The sequence below is a fragment of the Chryseobacterium limigenitum genome (genome assembly GCF_900114875.1).
Lineage (GTDB): Bacteria > Bacteroidota > Bacteroidia > Flavobacteriales > Weeksellaceae > Chryseobacterium > Chryseobacterium limigenitum.
The window spans coordinates 419778-440392 of record NZ_FPKW01000001.1 but is presented as its reverse complement, the minus strand read 5'-3'; the positions used below and the strand labels follow the sequence as shown (position 1 = coordinate 440392).

The window sequence follows — 20615 nt, the reverse complement described above, 5'->3', positions numbered from 1 at the left end:
ATGAAATGGATTTTTTTAGTTTGTTTGTTGATAACCAATATCTTATTTGCTCAAAAAATAGTTTGGCAGGAAGGATTGAAGCTGAATTGGAGCAATTTTAAAAGTAATATAAATAACCAGCGCGGAACCAACGTTGTAGCCTATACAAACTGTGGTTGGGTATATTCTGTCGTTAAATCCTCAAATCCAAAATCTCCTGTAAAAATTAAGATTGAAACCATTTTTAACGAAGACAAATCGTGGAAAGATGTTAAAAAGATCAATGATTATGTTTTAGGACATGAGCAGAAACATTTTGAGATTGCGGAAGTATTTGCCCGAAAACTTCGGAAAGAGGTTCAAGAAAAAATAAAGACTTCAGGTGATTTTAATAAAAATTTTCAAGCTATCTACAAAAGGCTTTTAAATGATTACAGAAGCTTTCAGGTTTTGTATGATAAAGATACAAACCATGGAGTTGATGAAGCAAAACAGGCTGAATACGACCTTAAAATCTCTGCAGAATTAGAAAATTTAAAAATTTATAAAGCCTCTTGAAATTCCTCAACAAAATCATCCACGAATTATTAGCTCAAAATACAGATCTTTCTGCGTTTAACATTGTTCTGCCGGGAAAACGTCCGATTGTTTTTATCAGACAGATTTTAGAGGAAAATAATTACTCGGGATTTCTTCCCAATTTTTTTACAATTGAAGAATTAATAGATCAAATTGCCGATAAACAGCCAATTCAGGGAATTTCTGTCTGGCTTTTTGCATTTGATGTTTATAAAAGTCTAAATCTTATTCCAAACGATGATTTTGCTGATTTTTTGAAATGGTTCCCCACATTGCTAAAGGATTGGGATGATATTTTAAAATTTTCTGAAAGTGATCAGGCAGTTTTGCAATACATGTTTGATGAGGAAAGGATCAAAGAATGGGCTCAGGATTTGGGAGAAGATGATGATGTTCCAAGAAAAAAATTCCTTAATTTTTGGAGAAACATGAATGTTTTTCTTCCTGTTTTAAAACAAAAATTAAAGGAAAAAAACTGGGCAACATCGGGAATGATTCATGAAGCCGCAAAATCTAAGATCGTTGATTTTGCTAAAAATACACCCGGCAAATTTGTTTTTTGCGGATTCAATGCTTTTACTCCGGTTGAAGAAAAACTGGTGAGAAGTCTTTTGCAGTGGGATAAAGCACAATGTTTTTTTCAGGCCGATCATTATTATTTTGATGATGAGAGACAGGAGGCCGGAAAATTTTTAAGAAACCATAAAACATGGAAAGAATTCAATGACAGCAGAGTTTTTCATTGGATTGAAGATGATTTTAACGAACCAAAAAATATAAAAGTCTATGAAGTTTCAGGAAACGTGACGCAGACAAAAATTCTTCCTGAAATTTTTAAAGAAATTGAGAATAAAACCTACTCAAATACGGCAGTTGTTTTATTGGATGAAAACTTGCTTCCTGCAAGTTTAGATGTGATGTACGCCGTTGAAAACCTGAATATTACCATGGGTTTTCCTTTGAAGAATTTATCTTTTTCTAATGCCATAAAACAACTGTTTTATTTGCAGAAACAATTGGAAAAGAACAAATCTTCTTATTACTACCGGGATATTTTCCCTATCCTTGAAGAGCTTCCGAAATCTACTGAAGATGAACAGATTATCATTCAGTTTAAGTCTAAAATAGAGGAGAGGAATATCGTTTATATTTCAAAAAAGCTATTGAATGAGCTTTTAAGCGAACTGTCTTACTTTAATTTGCTTCAAAAAGCAGGTTCTACAAATGTCTATCTTGATATGCTGATCGACTTTTGTAAGCAAATCAAATGGCTGGAAATAGATGATATTCAATACGAAAACGTTTCTCATTTTGAAAATGCATTCAGAATTATAAAAAATCAGGTTGCTCCGTATGATTTCCAAATTAAAATGGAAACATTGGAAATCTTGATTAATCAGCACGTGAATACAGAAAGTATTGATTTTCAAGGTGAACCTTTACGTGGATTGCAAATTATGGGACTTTTGGAAACCCGTCTTTTGAATTTTGAAAACGTTATTATGCTTTCTGTGAACGAAGGAAAATTGCCTCTGGGAAATTCGCAAAACACCTATATTCCTTTTGATATCAGACGATTTTTTGATCTTCATACTTTTTTGGAGAATGACAGTATTTATGCTTACCATTTTTACCGGCTGATACAGGATTCCAAGAATGTCCATTTGCTATTTAATGCATTAAGTTCAGGCGTAAATACAGGAGAAAAAAGTAGATTTATCACCCAGATAGAAATGGAAAGTTCTCATCATATTGAACACTTGATTATTGAGAATTCTTCCGAGCCAATTACCACTCAGCCCATCGAAATTACTAAGACGGATATTGTGTTAGAGCGTCTTGAAAAGTGGAAGGAAAAAGTATCGGCTTCTCATCTTACAAGCTATCTTTATAATCCTATTGATTTCTATTTATCGAAGATTTTGAAGACTTCAGAAACAGATGAAATTGAAGAGGAATTATCTGTAAAAAATTACGGAAATTTAGTTCATTACTCACTTCAAGAAGTGTATGAAGTATTAAAAGGTAAAGTACTAAAAGAAAATGATTTAAAAGAATCAATTAAAGCGGTTGATAAATATATTGATGTTGCTATTGAAAAGCTTAAGCATCAACCTGAATTCTACGAAAAGGGAATGAATTTCATTCACAAAGCAATCGCTAAAAAGGTGATTGAAAGTGTCTTAAATGTTGATTTAGAATTAGTAAAAAACGGAAATAAATTAGAAATTCTTGACATCGAAAAAAGGTTTGAAAATGTAGATTTTTATTTGGATGAAAACAATAAGGATCGCATTTCTTTCTTTGGATTTATTGACAGAATTGATCGTCTAAACGGGACATTAAGAATCATTGACTATAAAACAGCGAAAATTAAGAATCTTACCGTAAAAATCGATGAAAATAATGTTGATGAGTATTTCCTTAACAGCGATAGAAAGCAGGCTTTACAGCTTTGTATTTACCAGTATGTTGTACAAAATCTGCCCGAGTTCTGGGGATTGCCAATAGAAACCGGAATCTGGAGCTTTGCTGAAGCGAGAAAGGGCGTTGTTTCATTACAATTTGAAAAAGGAAATATTGATGATGCAATGAAGTCTATCAAAAGTTTAATTCTGGAAATCTTAGATCCAAACCTTACCTTTATTGAAGATATTAAATCCTATTAAATAAAAATGCACTCCATTTCTGAAGTGCATTCATTTAATTATAAAAAATTGTTATTGAGAATGTTAAGTGTTATAGTTTTACTTTTTTATTAATTATTTTTCCATTGTTTTGAGTGATTTGTACTACATAAACTCCTGATTCTAAGCTTCTTGATTCAAATTGCAGTTGATTGATTTCCTGGTTTTGAATTAAAGCTCCCGAAATATTGTAAATACTGATATTTTTCAACTCATTTTTAGCTTTAACAATAATCTGACGGTTTTTTGTAAAGATTTCCGGACTGTCATTTAATGCAGAATCACCAATTTGTTTTTTGAATTGAAGATTATAAAATTGAGTTACAATTTCAAAAGTATAATTCTGATTATCAATATCATGTAAATCAATTCCGCCAACTTTAAGATATTGTTCCTGAGAGATTGTTTTAACTAAATTTTTATTCTCATCAAAAATATTAACAGTCGATAATTCTTCCGGATTGATCTTTAAGCTTAAAATATAATTGTTGTTTGACTTTACAATCTCATTTTCAGAAACTTCTGTTGGCGTATTTTTAACGTAAGGAATTAATTTATTTTCATTATTTTCAGATACTTTTAATAAATAAACTCCATCTTTTAAGGTGCTTAAATTGTTATTAACCATTGCTTTACGTTCAGATTTTTCTTTATTGAAATCTGTAACTTGAACCAATTGCATACCCTGTAAATCTGGTTTTATTTGAGAAGAAAGTAATGAACTTGTTTTTGGCTGATTATCAGCGTTTTTTGAGGTTAAAAGCGCCCATTCATTGAAAAGTCCGCCACTTCTTAATGTATTAAACTTTGCATTAGATGCCAAAACAAAAGGCACAATTCCACCAACATGACCAACTGGCCCCCAATAAAATGAGTCAAGTTTGTATTTATTCAAATCCCACCAAGGATAATAACCTCTTTGTACATCTATTGTTTTTGAAGTATTTTCAGGATGAATTGCCAAGTCTACAGTCGCGTGACCTAATGTCATCGGAGTTTTGTTATACCAATCGTAAACGTCGCTTGCTCTGAGGCATTGTCTTAGTTTATTGTTGTTATTATTGGTTACGTCATTCACAAAAGCTGGAGTAAATAATTTTCGCCAAATTAAGGGTCCCCATAATAATCCGCCATGTTCCTGAATAACATTTTCATTATATTTAGCAAGATACTCCGGTGAAATAACTTCAGAGATATTATTTGTATAGGTTTTGTAACCAATATTATTACAGGTATTTACAACATTGGCAAGAAAGGAAGTAAAAGGATAAATCTCTTTTTCAATAACCCCTTTTTGAAGCGTAACTCCCGAAAAATCATAAGGCCCGTCGCCCATGTAAGCGTACTTGAAATTCAGGTTGGTAGGATTTGAGATATTTAATTTTTTTAAGGTCGACATCGCAGCGTGAGCGCCCTGAGAATAGCCGGTTAAGAAATATTCGTTGTAACGTTTTATATTTAATTGTGTTAAAACTTTGTTGGCTGCCGTTACAAAATCAATCGTAGCAGAAGCTTCGGTAGGATAGTGGACATATGGATGGACACCATCGCCGGAACCCATTCCTACATAATCCGGCGCCATCAGTATGTATCCGTTTAAAGCATAAGATAATTCAACCACAAAACCGGCAGTCAATGTTCCTTTTAAGTTAGATGGAACATTATTTCTGTTGTCTGTGGTTCCGTGATCTGATACAACTGTTGAAAGCTTGTAATTCACATTCGGATACATAATCAATCCTGTGGCTTTTACCAGCGTATTATTTTCGTTTTTAGTGTAGTAGGTTATTTTATAGGCTTTTAAACCAACATTGAAACCGTTGAGATAGCTTACGAAATCAGGAGGATTTTGTTCACCAAGATTAGTAGAGATAAAATTAATGACTCCCTGTGGAGTAAGATCTAATTTTGGTTCAAAATTAACAACATCTCCTGCTTGCTGTGCAAAATAAAACGGAGCTGTAAGTCCTAATAAGGAAATAATTATTTTTCTCATATTGATATTTTAAGTTTTGATTAAGTTAAATATTTTTAACAAATCACTCAAAATATTATTGACTCAATAATTATTCACTGAATACAAATTCCCTCCGATGTGACTAAAATAAAAGAGTCTGATCTACAGACCAGACTCTTATTTATCTATTTTTTAATTTTTAGAAAGCGTTGATACCTGTAATATCCATTCCTGTAATTAATAAATGAACGTCGTGAGTTCCTTCGTAAGTAATTACAGATTCCAGGTTGGCAGCGTGTCTCATCATTGGGAACTCGCCCATGATACCCATTCCGCCAAGGATCTGACGGGATTCTCTTGCAATGTCAATAGCCATTTTTACGTTATTTCTTTTTGCCATTGAGATCTGAGCCGGACTTGCTTTATGATCGTTTTTAAGATGTCCTAACTGTAAACAGAGCAATTGAGCCTTAGTGATTTCAGTTAAGAATTCAGCCAATTTTTTCTGTTGTAACTGATAAGATCCAATTGGCTTTCCGAATTGTTTTCTTTCTTTAGAGTACTGAACTGCAGTACAATAGCAATCAATCGCAGCACCAATTACACCCCAGGAAATACCGTATCTGGCTGAATTTAAACATGATAGAGGTCCTTTTAATCCTGTAACTCCCGGAAGTAAGTTTTCTTTCGGAACTTTAACATCATTAAATACCAATTCTCCTGTTTTTGAAGCTCTTAAGCTCCATTTGTTGTGTGTTTCAGGTGTTGTAAAGCCTTCCATTCCTCTTTCAACAATCAATCCCTGAACTTTTCCTTCTTCATTTTTAGCCCAAATAACAGCAATGTCGCATAATGGGGAGTTTGTGATCCACATTTTAGCTCCATTTAAAAGATAATGATCTCCCATATCTTTAAAATAAGTTTCCATAGATCCAGGATCTGAACCGTGATTAGGTTCCGTTAATCCAAAAGAACCGATCATTTCACCGGAAGCTAATTTTGGTAAATATTTTCTTTTTTGTTCCTCAGAACCGAATTCATTAATAGGAAACATCACCAAAGAACTCTGTACAGACGCTGCAGAACGAACCGCAGAATCTCCTCTTTCCAATTCCTGCATGATAAGACCATAAGAAATCTGATCTAAGCCTGAACCGCCATACTCAACCGGAATATATGGACCTAAAGCTCCAATTTTCCCTAATTCTCTCATCAAACCCGGGATGTCTGTGTGATCTTGTGCAGCCTGATCGATCTGTGGCATTACAAAACTTTCAACCCAGTCTCTTATTGATTGACGAATCAGTTTATGTTCTTCGGTAAGTAAAGCATCAATTCCGTAATAGTCGGGAATGCTTGTAAGAGGATAATATGACATGTAATTTAATTTTTTTAAAAATAAGACTTTTCGCTATTCCTGAGAAATTTTTTTTGAATATAGTTTCTAATAAAATTCTCAAATTTTTTGAATGATTCTCTGAACCCGGATATTACAATTTTTGATCCTCATCATTAGAGATAGGATACTGATTAGTAGGATTGTAAATTCTTTCTTTGAATTTGTACAGGTAAGGAGCTTTATTGGCAGAACCGTCATAAAGCTTCTCTAATCTTTCAAGAATATTTAAACTTAAAATTTTTCTCTGAAAATTATTTCTCCTGAATGTCTCACCCAAAATGGTCTCATACAAAGATTGGAGATCTTTCATCGTAAATTTCTCGGGAAGAAGATTACTTGCTGCTACCTCGGTATTGATATTCATTCTTAAATATTCCAAGCCGGTTTCTATGACTCTGTCATGATCGAAAGCCATTTTAGGTAATTTGCTGACCTCGAACCATTCACAGGTTTCATTGAAAGCATCAGGAAAAGTATTCGCAATAGAAAAATCGATCAGACTGCAATAGCCCACCGTAATAAACCTCTGGAAGATCCAGTGATCTTTTGGAACTTCAATTCCTTTATTATTAAGCAAGATTTGATGTACATTATTCTCTGTACGGTCAATTCTTCCGAATGTATGAAACTGTTTTAAAAATAAATCTTTAAGATGTGTTCTTTCAAATAAAACACGGGCTGCTGCTTCACGAAGATCTTCATCATTGAAAACAAATCCACCCGGAAGAGACCACAAATCAAGGTCGTGATACTTCAAAAGAAGCACTTTTAAAATATTATTGTGAAAACCAAATATGGTACAGTCCACGGACACATGTGCTACAAAGTCTTTTGTATCAATAAGTTCCTGTAGAGTTTCTTTGTTTTTTGTATCCTTGATTTCCATGACAGTAAAAATAAAATTATTTTCTATATTTTTTTATCAGCAACCCTAAAATAAATTAAACTTATCGTAAAAAGCACAGTTACAGCAAGTAAAATGTATAAAGGATAAAAATTTAACATTTGTTTTCCAAACAGTAAAGACATGATAATTGAGCTTACCGAGCTTCCCAATGATGAAAATATAACGATAAGCGAAGTGAATAGATTAGCTTTTTCTTTATCGATCTTAGCAATCATCTTAGAATTGATAACGGGATAGAGGGGAGATAAGAAAAAACCGATAACCGGAAATAAAAATAAAAGTGTCATTGAGTTATCCGAATCAAAATATTGTAAGCCTAAAATAATGATCAATACCAAGATAATCAGCGACAAACATAAAACATAATATTTTGATAAAGAGAATCTTTGAATAATATTTGCAGTAATTGTTCTTCCAACGTATGAAAAAAGTGCCAGAAATGAAGAGGCCTGCAATGCAAAAAAAGAATTTACTTTCAAATGGTTCTTATAAAAAGAAGGCAGCCATGAGTTGAAGCTCTGTTCCACAAAAACGATGCAAAAGATCACTCCTAAAAACAGCATAATCAAAGGATTGATTAATTTTGACAATTCTGAAATAATTCCCTGATTATCAGATTCTATAGGTTCTGCAATTTTTATTTTTGAAAATAAAAATATAGTTATTACTGAAAGCACCGAGATTGATAAAAACCCAAATTTCCAATATTGAGAAAACTGACTGGAAATCAACCATCCAAAACCTGTATTCACAACAAAAATCCCGATCATAAAAGATGCTTCCACATTATTCATTGTTTTGGCTAAAGATTTTTCGTCCGAAACATTATTTCTGATAATTCCAAAAACACAGATCTTTCCGATCGCAAAACATGTTCCGATTATAGCAAACCACAATTTATAAAACCAAAAAACTTCCACAAAAGGCAAAATAGTGGAGCAAATACCAACAATTGTTAATGCTAAGATCAGGGATTTTTTAGTTCCGATCTTGCTGATAAAATTAACGGCGAAAAGAGAAATAAACGCTATCGGAAGATCTTTAAAAGATTCCAGGAACCCCAACTTTTCATAGGTGATATTTGCCTCAGAAAGCTGAAGAATTACAATGCCCATGCAGTTCAAAACCATAGAGAAAATTAGAAAAGTAAGTTTTAATGGAAGTGAAATATTAGGAAGCTTGATACTCATTTTGGGGATTTATTTTATTAACTTTTTATGATTTTTTATGAATTATGACACCAAATATAGGGCTTTAAACCCCCAAAAATAAAAGGAAAATTAAAATATTTATTAATATAATGTTAATTATTTAAAAAAAAATATATTTTTATTGTCTCAATTTGAGAATTAAAAAACTAACTGTATATGAATGTAAGAATATCAAGAAGTTTGGGAATGGTTGCAGTGCTTTATTTTACTGCAAATTTCAATGCCCAAAACAAAACGAATGACACCATTCCTAAAGAGCAAAAAATCGAGGAAGTGGTAATGATCGGTTACGGTACTCAGAAGAAGAGTAATGTGACGGGAGCAATATCAAGTATAAAAGCTTCGGACATTGAAGATATACCTACAGGAAGGCCGGAACAGGTTTTACAAGGTAGAGCTGCCGGAGTCACTGTTATTTCCAATTCTGGGCAACCGGGATCTGCTGCTTCAGTGAGAGTTCGTGGTGTTACCAGTTTCGGAGCGGGAAGTAATAATCCATTATGGGTAGTAGATGGAATCGTTGTAGATAATATTGGATGGTTAAATCAATCTGATATTGAAAATATAGAAGTCTTGAAAGATGGAGCCTCTGCTGCTATTTATGGAGTGTCTGCTGCAAAAGGTGTAATTTTAGTTACAACTAAGAAAGGCGCAAAAGGAAGACTAAATTTAAGTTATAATGGTTTTTATGGAGTTGGTAGTGCATCTAAGAAATTAGATCTTTTGAATGCAACTCAATATGCCAATATTATTAATGAAGGTTTTGTAAATGATGGTCAGGCTCCTAGATATACTAATGCATCACAATATGGAGTTGGTACTGATTGGCAGAACGTAGTTTTCAATACTGCGGAAAGAAAATCTCATGAATTCAGTGTTAGTGGGGGAAGTGACAAATCAACATTCTTTTCATCATTTGGATATTATGAACAAGAAGGTATTGTAATGAGAGATATTTCTAATTACAAGAGAATGAATGCCAGGCTAAACTCAAATCATAAAGTTTTAGATTGGTTAACTGTAGGCCAAACTTTATCTTATACACATATCAAAAACCAAGGTATTAATGCAAACAATGAATTTGGAGGACCTCTTAGTTCTGCAATCAATTTGGATCCTATTACTCCAGTAGTTGTTACTGATATGTCAACCGTAGATCCTAACGGTTATACCAACCCATACATTGTAAGAGATCCCAATGGAAATCCTTATGGTATTTCTAAATATGTGAATCAGGAGATGGCAAATCCCTTAGCTTTTCAATATACACAATTAGGAAAAACTAACTGGGCTGACGATATTGTTGCTAATGTTTTTGCTGAAATAAAACCTGTAAATCATTTTACATTTAAATCAGCTCTCAATGGAAAGTTGTCTTATTGGGGTAATGAAGGCTTTACCACGTTATTTTATCTAAGCCCAACGTACAGTAATACTTCCAAAAATAATTTAAGCAGAGAAACTAATAAAAAACTGGAGTGGAGTATGGAAAATACTCTTACTTATCAAAACAAATGGGGTAAACATAACCTTAATGTAATGCTTGGACAGGGAGTATATGAATATAATATTGGTTATAAAGAAACTATTACACACTCTGATTTACCGGTTAACAATTGGCAGGACGCGTCTTTCAATTTCTTTTTAGATCCAAGTAACAGATCAGTTGTAGCTTCAGATGGAATCGAGACTCATAAAGCATCATATTTTGGTAGAGTTATTTATGATTATGATAACAAATATTTATTCACCGGAACAATAAGAAGAGACGGATCTTCTAAATTTGGACCAAACCATCAATGGGGTACATTTCCTGCAGCATCTGTAGGCTGGAATGTTTCAAATGAAAATTTCTGGCCAGAAAATAAAATTGTTAACAGCCTTAAATTTAGAGGAGGCTACGGTATCTTAGGAAATGATGCTATTGAAGATTTTCTATATAAAAGTACAATCGTATCTGGTAGCAATTATAATTTAGGTAATGGTAGTGCAAGTGATAATGTTTTATATAGTGGCTATGCAGCCAGGACTTTAGCAAATCCTGATCTACACTGGGAAGAAACAGCGCAATTAAACATTGCGGCAGATCTTAAATTATTCAATAATTTTACATTAAGTGTAGATTACTATGAGAAAAAAACAACTGATATTTTAAGACAGGTTGCTATACCTGGTTATGTAGGTGCTACCACCAATCCATATAGAAATATTGGAGATATGAACAATACAGGTATCGAAGTTGATCTAGGATATAAGAAAAGCTGGGGAGATTTCAGTTTCTCGGCTAATGGAAATTTTGCTTATCTTAAAAATGAAATCTTAAGATTAGAAGACGACTTAAAATTTGTGAATGGAGCAGGTTTTCAATCAATGGGTGCTGTTAACCGATTTCAAATAGGATATCCATATGCATCATTCTTTGGTTATCAAAATGCAGGAATATTCCAGACACAAGCCGAAATTGACTCATATAGAAATGCAGACGGGACTTTGATTCAACCCAAAGCTAAGCCTGGAGATTTTAAAAGAACGGACGTTAATGGTGATGGTAAAATTACAGAAGATGACTATGTATATTTAGGAAACTCCCTACCAAAATATACTTTTGGCCTTACTGTTAACATGAGCTACAAAAATTTTGATTTAATGGTATTCGGACAAGGTCAGGCTGGAAATAAAATTTTCCAAGGATTAAGAAGACTTGATGTTCAGGATGCAAACTATCAAACATCAATTTTAGACCGTTGGACAGGAGAGGGCACTTCGATCACAACTCCTAGGATGACCAGAGCAGATGACAACCAAAATCTTACAAGAATGTCAGACTATTACTTACAGAATGGTGATTTCTTTAGAATTAAATTGGTTCAATTAGGATATACTCTTCCAAAAGATGTGTCAAAAAGCATAGGTGCTAGTAAAATTAGATTTTATGTAACCGGAGAAAACTTAGTAACCTTTACTAAATATACAGGATATGATCCTGAAATTGCAGCAAACGATGAGTTTGGTATTGACAGAGCTTACTATCCACAAGCAAGAACTTTCCTATTTGGAGCTAACATTCAATTCTAAAAAATTAAAAATGAAAAATAAAATATATAAAAGTCTATTACTTACACTATTAGTAGGAGCTAGTTTTAGTACTACGTCTTGTGGTACAGATTATATAGAAGATGTACAAAATAAAGGAGCTTTTGATACCGATAATTATTTTCAGAATGAACAACAGTCTTTTAGTGCACTGGTAGGAGTTTATGATATTTTGAGAAAGTATGCTGGTGGTTTTGAAAATACAGTAACATTTGTTAATGCTGCTTCCGATGATTTTTATGCAGGTGGGGGTAGCTCTACGGATGGGGCAGGAATTCAAGGATTTTCAAATTATAGTATAAATCCGATTATAATGCCTCAAAGCTATTGGAATAATTTTTATCAAGGAATTGCACGTGCAAACCTTTTGGTAGAAAGAATTCCAAATGCTACAATGGCAGACAATACAAGAAAAAGATTTGTTGCAGAAGCTAAAACTTTACGAGCGCTTTATTATTTTGAACTTTTAAGAATGTTTAAAAATATTCCTCTGATTTTAAAGACTATTTCAGCAACAGATGATTACTATAATATTCCACAATCTGATCCAAATGCAGTATATGCTCAAATTGAAGCAGATCTTTTAGAGTCAATTCCTAATCTTCCTATGACTGTTGATAATCAAAACAAAGGTAGAATTACTCAAGGAGCTGCAAGGGCAATTTTAGGAAAAATTTATCTTTATCATAATAAAAAAGATCTTGCAGCAGCACAATTTATTGAAGTTAATGGAACTCCGGGGCAGACTAGCCAATATGGTTATCATCTAATTGCTAATTATGCAGATCTTTGGAAAGTAGATAATAAATTTACGACAGAATCTATTTTGGAAGTAATGCATACAAATAAAGGAAATTCAGATTGGCCATTTTGGGGACAGGGTAATGATGAAGGAAATTCAATTTGTATCATGGTAGGATTAAGATCTTATACTCTTACAAATGTTCTAAATAATAATGCTCCAGATTTAGTATCCGGATGGGCGTTCAATCCTGTAACAGAAGATTTATATAATTTTATGCAGAATGATCCTCGTTTAGATGCTACTATTTTTAATGCTAAGAAGTTGGTTCAGGAAGGTAAGATTACATACTCAGGAGCGTACAGAGATTCAGGATATTTCTTAAATAAATTTTTACCTAGAACAGCTGATAAAACCAACTTGCCTGGTCCGGTTGAACTAAACTTCCGTCAAAACTATATCGCAATCAGATTAGCAGATACCTATTTAATGGAAGCAGAAGCTCTTAATGGTGCTGGCGCAAGAGCACAAGCTCTTTTGGATGCTGTAAGAGCTAGAGTAGGTCTAGCGTCAGTTCCTGTTTCTATGCAAGCCATTAAAGATGAAAGAAGAAGAGAACTTGCTGGTGAAGGTCACAGATGGTTCGATTTGGTAAGATGGGGAGATGCTCCTTCTAAATTAGGGGCAAGAGGATTCGTGGCAGGTAAAAATGAAATTTTACCAATTCCTTTCAACGAGCTTACAAACACTGCTTTAGTTCAAAATCCTGGCTATTAAAATATGAAGTTTCACAATTTATATAGTTTCTTTTTAAAAAGTACTGCACTGCTGTTTGGTGGTGTGGTACTTTTGCCTTTAACTTCTTGCAGATCTAATCTGGCGAGTAATGGAAATCAAGTTCAGGTCTGGCTTACAAAAGGCGATGAAAGCATAAAATTACAACAACAATCTTCGATCAGTTTTGTAAATAACTCCAACAACATTCAAAATATTGACATTGATGATTCTCAAAAGTTTCAATATGTTGACGGTTTCGGATATACATTAACGGGTGGAAGTGTTGAAGTGATCAATCGACTTTCACCTTCAAAAAGGAAAGCTTTGCTTAATGAACTTTTCGGAAATGATAAAAATTCGATTTCCATAAGTTATTTAAGATTAAGTATTGGCGCATCCGATTTGGATAGTGAAGTTTTTTCTTACGACGATTTACCGGAAGGGCAGACAGATCCTTCTCTTTCAAAATTCAGTTTGGCGAGAGATAAAGATTTGATTACGATGTTAAAAGAAATTTTAATGATCAATCCAAAAATCAAGATCATTGCTGCACCTTGGTCAGCTCCGGTTTGGATGAAAGATAACGGAAAATCAAAGGGAGGAAGCTTAAAACCTGAATATTATGATGTTTATGCAAAATATTTCGTAAAATATATTCAGGAAATGCAAAAAGAAGGAATTACAATTGATGCAATAACTCCTCAAAACGAGCCATTACATCCGGGTAATAATCCGAGTTTGTATATGCCTTCTGATCAGCAGAAAGATTTTATTAAAAAAAGTTTAGGTCCGGTTTTTAAATCCAATACTATTAAAACTAAAATTGTGGTTTACGATCACAATTGCAACAAACCGGAATATGTTACCAATATTTTAAGCGATTCTGAGGCATCTCAATATATCGACGGCTCTGCTTTTCACTTATATGAAGGTGAAATTTCAGCTTTAGGGGCTGTTCATGCCGCTTTTCCGAATAAAAATTTGTATTTTACCGAGCAATGGACAGGCGCGAAGGGAACTTTTAATGAAGATTTAAATTGGCATACCAAAAACGTGATCATCGGTTCTATGAGAAACTGGAGCAAAATTGCTCTTGAATGGAACATAGCCAATGATCCTCAATACAAACCTCACACAGACGGAGGTTGTACAGAATGCAAAGGTGCAATTACCGTTTCTGACAGTGAAAACTTTACTAGAAACGTTGCATATTATATCATTGCTCATGCTTCAAAATTTATTCCTGCTGATTCAAGAAGAATAGCTTCTACTCAAACCGACAATCTTTCTACTGCGGCTTTTATTACGCCTGCGGGAAAGAGAATTCTGGTTGTGCAAAACGGAGCAAAAAATGTAGAAACATTTAATATAAAATATAACGGAAAAACGGCAACAGTTAACCTTTCGGGGAATTCGGTTGCAACATACATTTTTTAAAAAAAGAACAACATGAAGAAGAAATACCTTTTATTATTATTCGTAGCACTCGGAGTGAGTGTCTCTGCACAGAAATCTATTGACCAGAGAGTTTCAGAGATCTTATCTAAAATGACTTTGGAAGAAAAAGTAGGTCAATTAGTTCAGTACAGCGGTTTCGAGTATGCAACAGGCCCTCAAAACTCTAATTCTGCAAGTGTTTTAGATGAAATAAAAAAAGGTAAAGTAGGTTCCATGCTGAATGTAGCAGGAGCAGAAGAAACCAGAAAATTTCAGGAATTAGCTTTAAAATCAAGGTTAAAAATTCCTTTGTTGTTCGGTCAGGATGTTATTCATGGCTACAGAACAACTTTTCCAGTGAACTTAGGTCAGGCTGCAAGCTGGGATTTAGGCTTAATTGAAAAATCTGAAAGAATCGCTGCAACAGAGGCTTCGGCTTATGGAATTCACTGGACGTTTGCCCCAATGGTCGACGTTGCGAGAGATCCGAGATGGGGAAGAGTAATGGAAGGTTCTGGTGAAGATACTTATCTGGGAACTCAAATTGGTTTGGCAAGAATTAAAGGTTTTCAGGGGAAAGGCCTGGGAAATATTGATGCTATTATGGCTTGTGCAAAGCATTTCGCAGTGTATGGAGCAGCAGTTGGCGGAAGAGATTATAATTCTGTCGACATGAGTTTGAGACAGTTAAACGAAACTTATTTACCGCCTTTCAAAGCAGCGGCAGAAGCGGGAGTTGCGACTTTCATGAACTCTTTTAATGACATCAACGGAATTCCGGCGACGGCTAACAAATATATTTTAAGAGATCTGCTAAAAGGCAAATGGAACTATCAAGGTTTTGTGGTTTCAGATTGGGGAAGTATCGGGGAGATGGTTCCTCACGGTTATGCAAAAGACAATAAAGAAGCTGCAGAAAAAGCAATCATTGCCGGAAGCGATATGGATATGGAAAGCCGTGCTTATATGGCTGAACTTCCAAAATTAGTTCAGGAAGGTAAGGTTGATCCAAAGTTGATCGATGATGCTGCAAGAAGAATTTTGGTTAAAAAATTCGAGATGGGTTTATTTGATGATCCTTACAGGTTTAGCAACGAAAAAAGACAGAAAGAGCAACTAAACAATCAGGAAAACAGAAAGTTCGGAAGAGAGTTTGGTTCAAAAAGTATTGTTTTACTGAAAAATCAAAAGAATATTCTTCCGCTTTCAAAAACTACGAAAACGATTGCATTGATCGGACCGTTCGGAAAAGAAACTTCTGCAAATCACGGTTTTTGGTCAATTGCTTTTAAAGATGATAATCAAAGAATCATCACCCAGTTTGACGGAATTAAAAATCAATTAGACAAAAACTCAACTTTATTATACGCAAAAGGCGCCAATGTTGATGATCAGGACAAATCGATGTTTGCTGAAGCGGTGGAAACTGCAAAAAAGGCAGATGTTGTGATTATGACTTTAGGCGAAGGTTCAGCAATGAGCGGTGAAGCGAAAAGTAGAAGTAACCTGCATTTCACGGGAGTTCAGGAAGATTTATTGAAGGAAATTGCAAAAACAGGAAAACCGATTGTGTTGATGATCAACGCAGGAAGACCGTTGGTTTTTGATTGGGCTGCAGACAATATTCCAACCATTGTTTACACTTGGTGGCTGGGAACGGAAGCCGGAAATTCTATTGCAGACGTCCTTTTCGGAACCGTAAATCCGGGTGGAAAATTGCCGATGACTTTCCCGAGAACAGAAGGGCAAATCCCGGTGTATTACAATCATTACAACACAGGAAGACCTGCGAAAAATAACACAGACAGAAACTACGTTTCGGCTTACATCGATTTGGATAATGACCCGAAGTTTCCGTTTGGTTATGGTTTAAGTTATACTCAGTTTAAATATGCTGATATGAATTTAAGTTCAACAAGCCTTAAAGGAAATCAGACGTTGAATATCAGTGTAAACGTTTCCAACACCGGAAATTATGATGGGGAAGAAGTGGTGCAGTTATACATTAGAGATTTATTCGGAAAAGTGGTAAGACCTGTTAAGGAATTAAAAGGTTTCCAAAAAGTATTCATTAAAAAAGGAGAAAGTAAAACGGTAAACTTTACACTGACTCCGGAAAATTTAAAATTCTATGATGATGAATTGAATTATGATTGGGAAGCCGGAGAATTCGACATTATGGTTGGAACTAATTCTAAAGATGTTCAGACAAAAAGAATCAATTGGTTAAAATAAATATTAGTTTACAAAACTGAGAGCGGGATAAAACCCGCTTTTGGTGGTAAAAGACATTAAGTTTTAATGAATTTAAACGTGGCATTTGTCATTCTGAACGGAGCGGAGTGAAGTGAAGAATCTATTTCTAAAATATAATAAAGATTCTTCGTTCCTCAGAATGACAAAATCAAACTTTAATCTTAAAATCAAGAGCATGAAACTTCAGAATATCATCACCATTTTAGTGGGAGGAGCTTTGGCTTTCTGTGTTGAAGGTTGTGCTTCAAATAAACCCGATTCCAGCAGAAAATTAATCTGGAATGATGAATTTAGCGGAAAAGGATTACCCGATGCCACAAAATGGAATTATGAAGTCGGAGGTGACGGTTACGGAAATAATGAAGCTCAGTTTTATACCAAAAACCGTTTAGAAAATGCAAGAGTTGAAAACGGAAATTTAGTCATTGAAGCCAAAAAAGAAAATTGGGAAAAGAATAAATATACATCCGCAAGGCTTTTAACGAAAGGGAAATTTTCTTTTCAATATGGAACGGTTGAAGTTCGTGCAAAGCTTCCAAAAGGTCGCGGAACCTGGCCTGCCATCTGGATGATGAGCGAAAATATGAAGGAATGGCCGGATGACGGCGAGCTTGATATTATGGAACATGTAGGTTTTAATCAAGGGTATATTCATGCGTCGGTTCATACGAAAAAGTACAATCATATTATCGGAACACAGAAAACCGATACGTTGATCGTGAAAGATGCAAGCGAAAAATTTCATGTCTATAAGGCAGATTGGACGCCTGAAAAAATTGATGTTTATATTGATGATCAAAAGTTTTTCACCTATGAAAATAAAGAAAAAACCTATGAAGCGTGGCCTTTTGATCAGCCATACTATATCATTTTAAATTTGGCTGTCGGTGGATTTTGGGGTGGAAAAGAAGGAATTGATGATTCTATTTTTCCTCAGAAATATTACATCGATTATGTAAGGGTTTATCAAAATAAATAATGAAGTGAGAGTGATTTTCTCTCCATAAAATAGAAAGAGATTATGAAGAAATTAGTAGTAAGTTGTTTTGTAGTAGGAGCTTTTTTTAATGCAAATGCTCAGAATTACTGGAAAAAGAATACAGGAAAAACAGCAAAAGTAATTTTTACCAATTCTAAAACCAACGAAAAAATGGTTGATAAGGGAATGGTGAAATTTGAAAAGATGGATCAGCCAAAAGAAACAGATGCCTGCGTTTTTGTAGATCCTGATTTTAAATATCAGAAATTAATCGGAATCGGAGGTGCTATTACTGACGCATCTGCTGAAACTTTTTATAAACTTCCAAAAAATAAGCAGAAAGAGATTCTTGAGGCTTATTATGGTAAAAACGGGTTGGGATACACGGTTGTTCGTACCAATATGAACTCGTGTGACTTCTCAAGCGATTCTTATACCTATGTGACTGAGAATGATAATTCTTTAAAATCATTCAACGTTGCGCATGATGAAAAGTATAAAATTCCGATGATTAAAGAAGCTCAAAAAGCAATTGGAAAAGATTTTACGTTCTATTTTTCTCCCTGGAGTCCACCGGCTTGGATGAAATCTAACAAAAGTATGTTGAAAGGAGGCAGACTGGAAAATGCTTTCTATCAAACTTGGGCAGATTATTACGTGAAATTCATAAAAGAATACGAAAAAAAAGGGATCAATGTTTGGGGGCTGACCGTTCAAAACGAGCCGATGGCAACACAAAGTTGGGAATCTTGTATTTATACTGCTGAGGAAGAAGGGGAGTTCCTGAAAAATAATTTAGGTCCAACACTTTGGAAAAATGGATTTAAAGATAAAAAAGTAATGATCTGGGATCATAACCGTGATTTGATTTATCAAAGAGCAACAACAACATTAAGTGATCCTGAAACTTCAAAATATGCCGCAGGAATCGGCTACCACTGGTATGAAACATGGAATAATAAAACACAGCTTTTTGATAATTTAATTGAAACTCAAAGAGCTTTTCCGGATAAATTTCTGGCATTTACCGAAGGCTGTAAAGAACAATTTGATATGTCTAAAATCTATGACGTAAGTTTAGGCGAATTGTACGGAAAAAATATGATTAATGATTTCAATAAAGGAACTGCCTTATGGACGGACTGGAACGTTCTTCTTGACGAAACAGGAGGGCCAAACCATGTTGGGAACTTCTGTTTTGCCCCAATCATCGCGGATACAAAAACAGGTGAAGTTCATTATACTTATGAGTATTATTATGTGGGGCATGTTTCGAAATTCATTAAGCCAAATGCTCAAAGAATCGGAAGTTCATCCAACAGAGCAGCTTTAACCTCAACAACTTTCATGAATGAAAATGGGCAGTTAGTTACAGTTATCATGAATGATTCCGACAGTGATATTGATACCAATCTTTGGATCGAAGGTATGTCTGCCAAGTTATCTGCTCCTGCGCACTCTATACAGACCGTAATTTTATAACATCATATTAACATTTTTATTAAGTATCGGCGGCACCTTTGGTGCCGCCGATACTGTTTTTAGGTTGATGAATTATTCTTCATTCATATTTTCTTGTTTAGAAGAAATAATTTTCTACGTGCTATTTTTTAATTGGAAAACAGTTGTGTTTATTTTGTATTGACTGATAAAAAAAAAAAAAATACTTTGTCATTTGAACATAAAAAAGCCAAAGTAAAATAGTCTACTTTGGCTTTTAATATTATTTAATAATTTGTATTAATTACAATTTATTCAAGATCATATTTCTGAATAACCTTCTGAGAAACTCCTGTATTGCTGAAACCACCATCGTGGAATAAGTTCTGCATTGTTACTTTTTTAGTAAGATCAGAGAATAAAGTTACACAGTAATCTGCACACTCAAGAGCTGATGCATTTCCTAGTGGAGACATATCTTCGGCATATCCTAAGAAACCTCCGAAACCTTTTACTCCGCTTCCTGCAGTTGTAACAGTAGGAGACTGAGAAACCGTATTTACACGTACTTTTCTTTCACCCCAATAGTATCCGAAAGTTCTTGCGATACTTTCCAGATACGCTTTGTTGTCAGACATATCGTTATAGTCCGGGAATGTTCTCTGAGCTGCGATATAAGAAAGTGCCAAAATACTTCCCCATTCGTTCATACAGTCTTTTTCCCATGCCGTACGCATTACTTTGTGGAAAGAAACTGCTGAGATATCCCAACCTTTTTCTGTCCAGTCGTAATTCATTTCTGTATAATGTTTCCCTTTTCTTACATTTACGGACATTCCTATAGAGTGAAGGATAAAATCTATTTTACCGAATTTCGCGATTGCAGCATCAAAAAGCTTTCCAAGATCTTCTGTAGAAGTTGCATCTGCACCAATTACTTCAGAGCCTGTTTTTTCTGCTAAACCATTAAGCTCTCCCATTCTCAAAGCAATAGGAGCGTTTGATAAGATAAATTCAGCACCTTCTTCATGACATCTTTCAGCAACTTTCCATGCGATAGATTGTTCATTAAGGGCTCCAAAAATAATTCCCTTCTTGCCTTTAAGTAAACCGTATGACATAATTTTTTAATGTTTATTAATATACAAATGTAGCAATAATTTGTGTTTAGA

At 34.3% G+C, this 20615-nt stretch carries 13 protein-coding genes; 8 read left to right on the top strand and 5 right to left on the bottom strand.

Going from position 1 to position 20615, the window contains the following annotated elements; genetic code table 11:
* Both BT156_RS02100 and BT156_RS02095 read left to right on the top strand, forming a co-directional pair.
* Entirely contained in the window at positions 1-537 is a 537-nt protein-coding gene (locus BT156_RS02100) for a DUF922 domain-containing protein (protein WP_072406723.1), read from the top strand.
* Positions 534-3227, top strand: a complete 2694-nt coding sequence (locus tag BT156_RS02095) for a PD-(D/E)XK nuclease family protein (protein WP_072406721.1) — start codon at positions 534-536, stop codon at positions 3225-3227. The genes BT156_RS02100 and BT156_RS02095 overlap by 4 nt, the downstream gene beginning before the upstream one ends.
* A gap of 70 nt (positions 3228-3297) precedes the next feature.
* Here the strand turns inward: BT156_RS02095 and BT156_RS02090 are convergent, their stop codons facing one another.
* The 4 genes from BT156_RS02090 to BT156_RS02075 all read right to left on the bottom strand — a co-directional run bounded on the left by BT156_RS02090 (position 3298) and on the right by BT156_RS02075 (position 8698).
* Positions 3298-5241, bottom strand: a complete 1944-nt coding sequence (locus BT156_RS02090; RefSeq protein ID WP_072406719.1) for a T9SS type A sorting domain-containing protein — start codon at positions 5239-5241, stop codon at positions 3298-3300.
* 160 nt (positions 5242-5401) lie between these two features.
* Positions 5402-6580 (bottom strand): acyl-CoA dehydrogenase family protein, encoded by a 1179-nt coding sequence (locus tag BT156_RS02085; protein ID WP_072406717.1) that lies wholly within the window; start codon positions 6578-6580, stop codon positions 5402-5404.
* 112 nt (positions 6581-6692) lie between these two features.
* The gene (locus tag BT156_RS02080) at positions 6693-7487 is read right to left on the bottom strand and encodes an NUDIX hydrolase (protein WP_072406715.1); all 795 of its coding nucleotides are present in this window, start codon (positions 7485-7487) and stop codon (positions 6693-6695) included.
* Positions 7488-7510: 23 nt separating this feature from the next.
* Positions 7511-8698 (bottom strand): MFS transporter, encoded by a 1188-nt coding sequence (locus BT156_RS02075; protein ID WP_072406713.1) that lies wholly within the window; start codon positions 8696-8698, stop codon positions 7511-7513.
* A gap of 177 nt (positions 8699-8875) precedes the next feature.
* Between BT156_RS02075 and BT156_RS02070 the strand changes: the two genes are divergently transcribed.
* The 6 genes from BT156_RS02070 (at position 8876) to BT156_RS02045 (ending at position 19485) form a co-directional block, all read left to right on the top strand.
* Complete coding sequence (locus BT156_RS02070) at positions 8876-11794, top strand: SusC/RagA family TonB-linked outer membrane protein (RefSeq protein WP_072406711.1); 2919 nt, start codon at positions 8876-8878, stop codon at positions 11792-11794.
* Positions 11795-11804: 10 nt separating this feature from the next.
* The gene (locus BT156_RS02065; RefSeq protein WP_072406981.1) at positions 11805-13331 is read left to right on the top strand and encodes a RagB/SusD family nutrient uptake outer membrane protein; all 1527 of its coding nucleotides are present in this window, start codon (positions 11805-11807) and stop codon (positions 13329-13331) included.
* Between the two features lie 3 nt (positions 13332-13334).
* Positions 13335-14768 (top strand): glycoside hydrolase family 30 protein, encoded by a 1434-nt coding sequence (locus BT156_RS02060; RefSeq protein WP_072406709.1) that lies wholly within the window; start codon positions 13335-13337, stop codon positions 14766-14768.
* A 12-nt stretch (positions 14769-14780) separates the two neighbouring features.
* The gene (gene bglX / locus BT156_RS02055; RefSeq protein WP_072406707.1) at positions 14781-17003 is read left to right on the top strand and encodes a beta-glucosidase BglX; all 2223 of its coding nucleotides are present in this window, start codon (positions 14781-14783) and stop codon (positions 17001-17003) included.
* 196 nt (positions 17004-17199) lie between these two features.
* On the top strand, positions 17200-18003 hold the full coding sequence (locus BT156_RS02050) for a glycoside hydrolase family 16 protein (protein WP_072406705.1): 804 nt from the start codon (positions 17200-17202) through the stop codon (positions 18001-18003).
* 42 nt (positions 18004-18045) lie between these two features.
* Positions 18046-19485 (top strand): glycoside hydrolase family 30 protein, encoded by a 1440-nt coding sequence (locus BT156_RS02045; RefSeq protein WP_072406703.1) that lies wholly within the window; start codon positions 18046-18048, stop codon positions 19483-19485.
* A gap of 269 nt (positions 19486-19754) precedes the next feature.
* Here BT156_RS02045 and BT156_RS02040 read toward each other — a convergent pair whose 3' ends face one another.
* Entirely contained in the window at positions 19755-20564 is an 810-nt protein-coding gene (locus BT156_RS02040; protein WP_066758806.1) for an enoyl-ACP reductase FabI, read from the bottom strand.
* Between the last annotated feature and the right edge of the window lie 51 nt (positions 20565-20615).

Bases quoted from the DNA above. Each gene is read 5' to 3' on its own strand.
- BT156_RS02085 (WP_072406717.1), bottom strand. From the start codon at position 6,580: ATGTCATATTATCCTCTTACAAGCATTCCCGACTATTACGGAATTGAT.
- BT156_RS02075 (WP_072406713.1), bottom strand. From the start codon at position 8,698: ATGAGTATCAAGCTTCCTAATATTTCACTTCCATTAAAACTTACTTTT.
- BT156_RS02045 (WP_072406703.1), top strand. From the start codon at position 18,046: ATGAAGAAATTAGTAGTAAGTTGTTTTGTAGTAGGAGCTTTTTTTAAT.
- bglX (WP_072406707.1), top strand. From the start codon at position 14,781: ATGAAGAAGAAATACCTTTTATTATTATTCGTAGCACTCGGAGTGAGT.
- BT156_RS02065 (WP_072406981.1), top strand. From the start codon at position 11,805: ATGAAAAATAAAATATATAAAAGTCTATTACTTACACTATTAGTAGGA.
- BT156_RS02100 (WP_072406723.1), top strand. From the start codon at position 1: ATGAAATGGATTTTTTTAGTTTGTTTGTTGATAACCAATATCTTATTT.
- BT156_RS02090 (WP_072406719.1), bottom strand. From the start codon at position 5,241: ATGAGAAAAATAATTATTTCCTTATTAGGACTTACAGCTCCGTTTTAT.
- BT156_RS02070 (WP_072406711.1), top strand. From the start codon at position 8,876: ATGAATGTAAGAATATCAAGAAGTTTGGGAATGGTTGCAGTGCTTTAT.
- BT156_RS02040 (WP_066758806.1), bottom strand. From the start codon at position 20,564: ATGTCATACGGTTTACTTAAAGGCAAGAAGGGAATTATTTTTGGAGCC.
- BT156_RS02080 (WP_072406715.1), bottom strand. From the start codon at position 7,487: ATGGAAATCAAGGATACAAAAAACAAAGAAACTCTACAGGAACTTATT.
- BT156_RS02050 (WP_072406705.1), top strand. From the start codon at position 17,200: ATGAAACTTCAGAATATCATCACCATTTTAGTGGGAGGAGCTTTGGCT.
- BT156_RS02060 (WP_072406709.1), top strand. From the start codon at position 13,335: ATGAAGTTTCACAATTTATATAGTTTCTTTTTAAAAAGTACTGCACTG.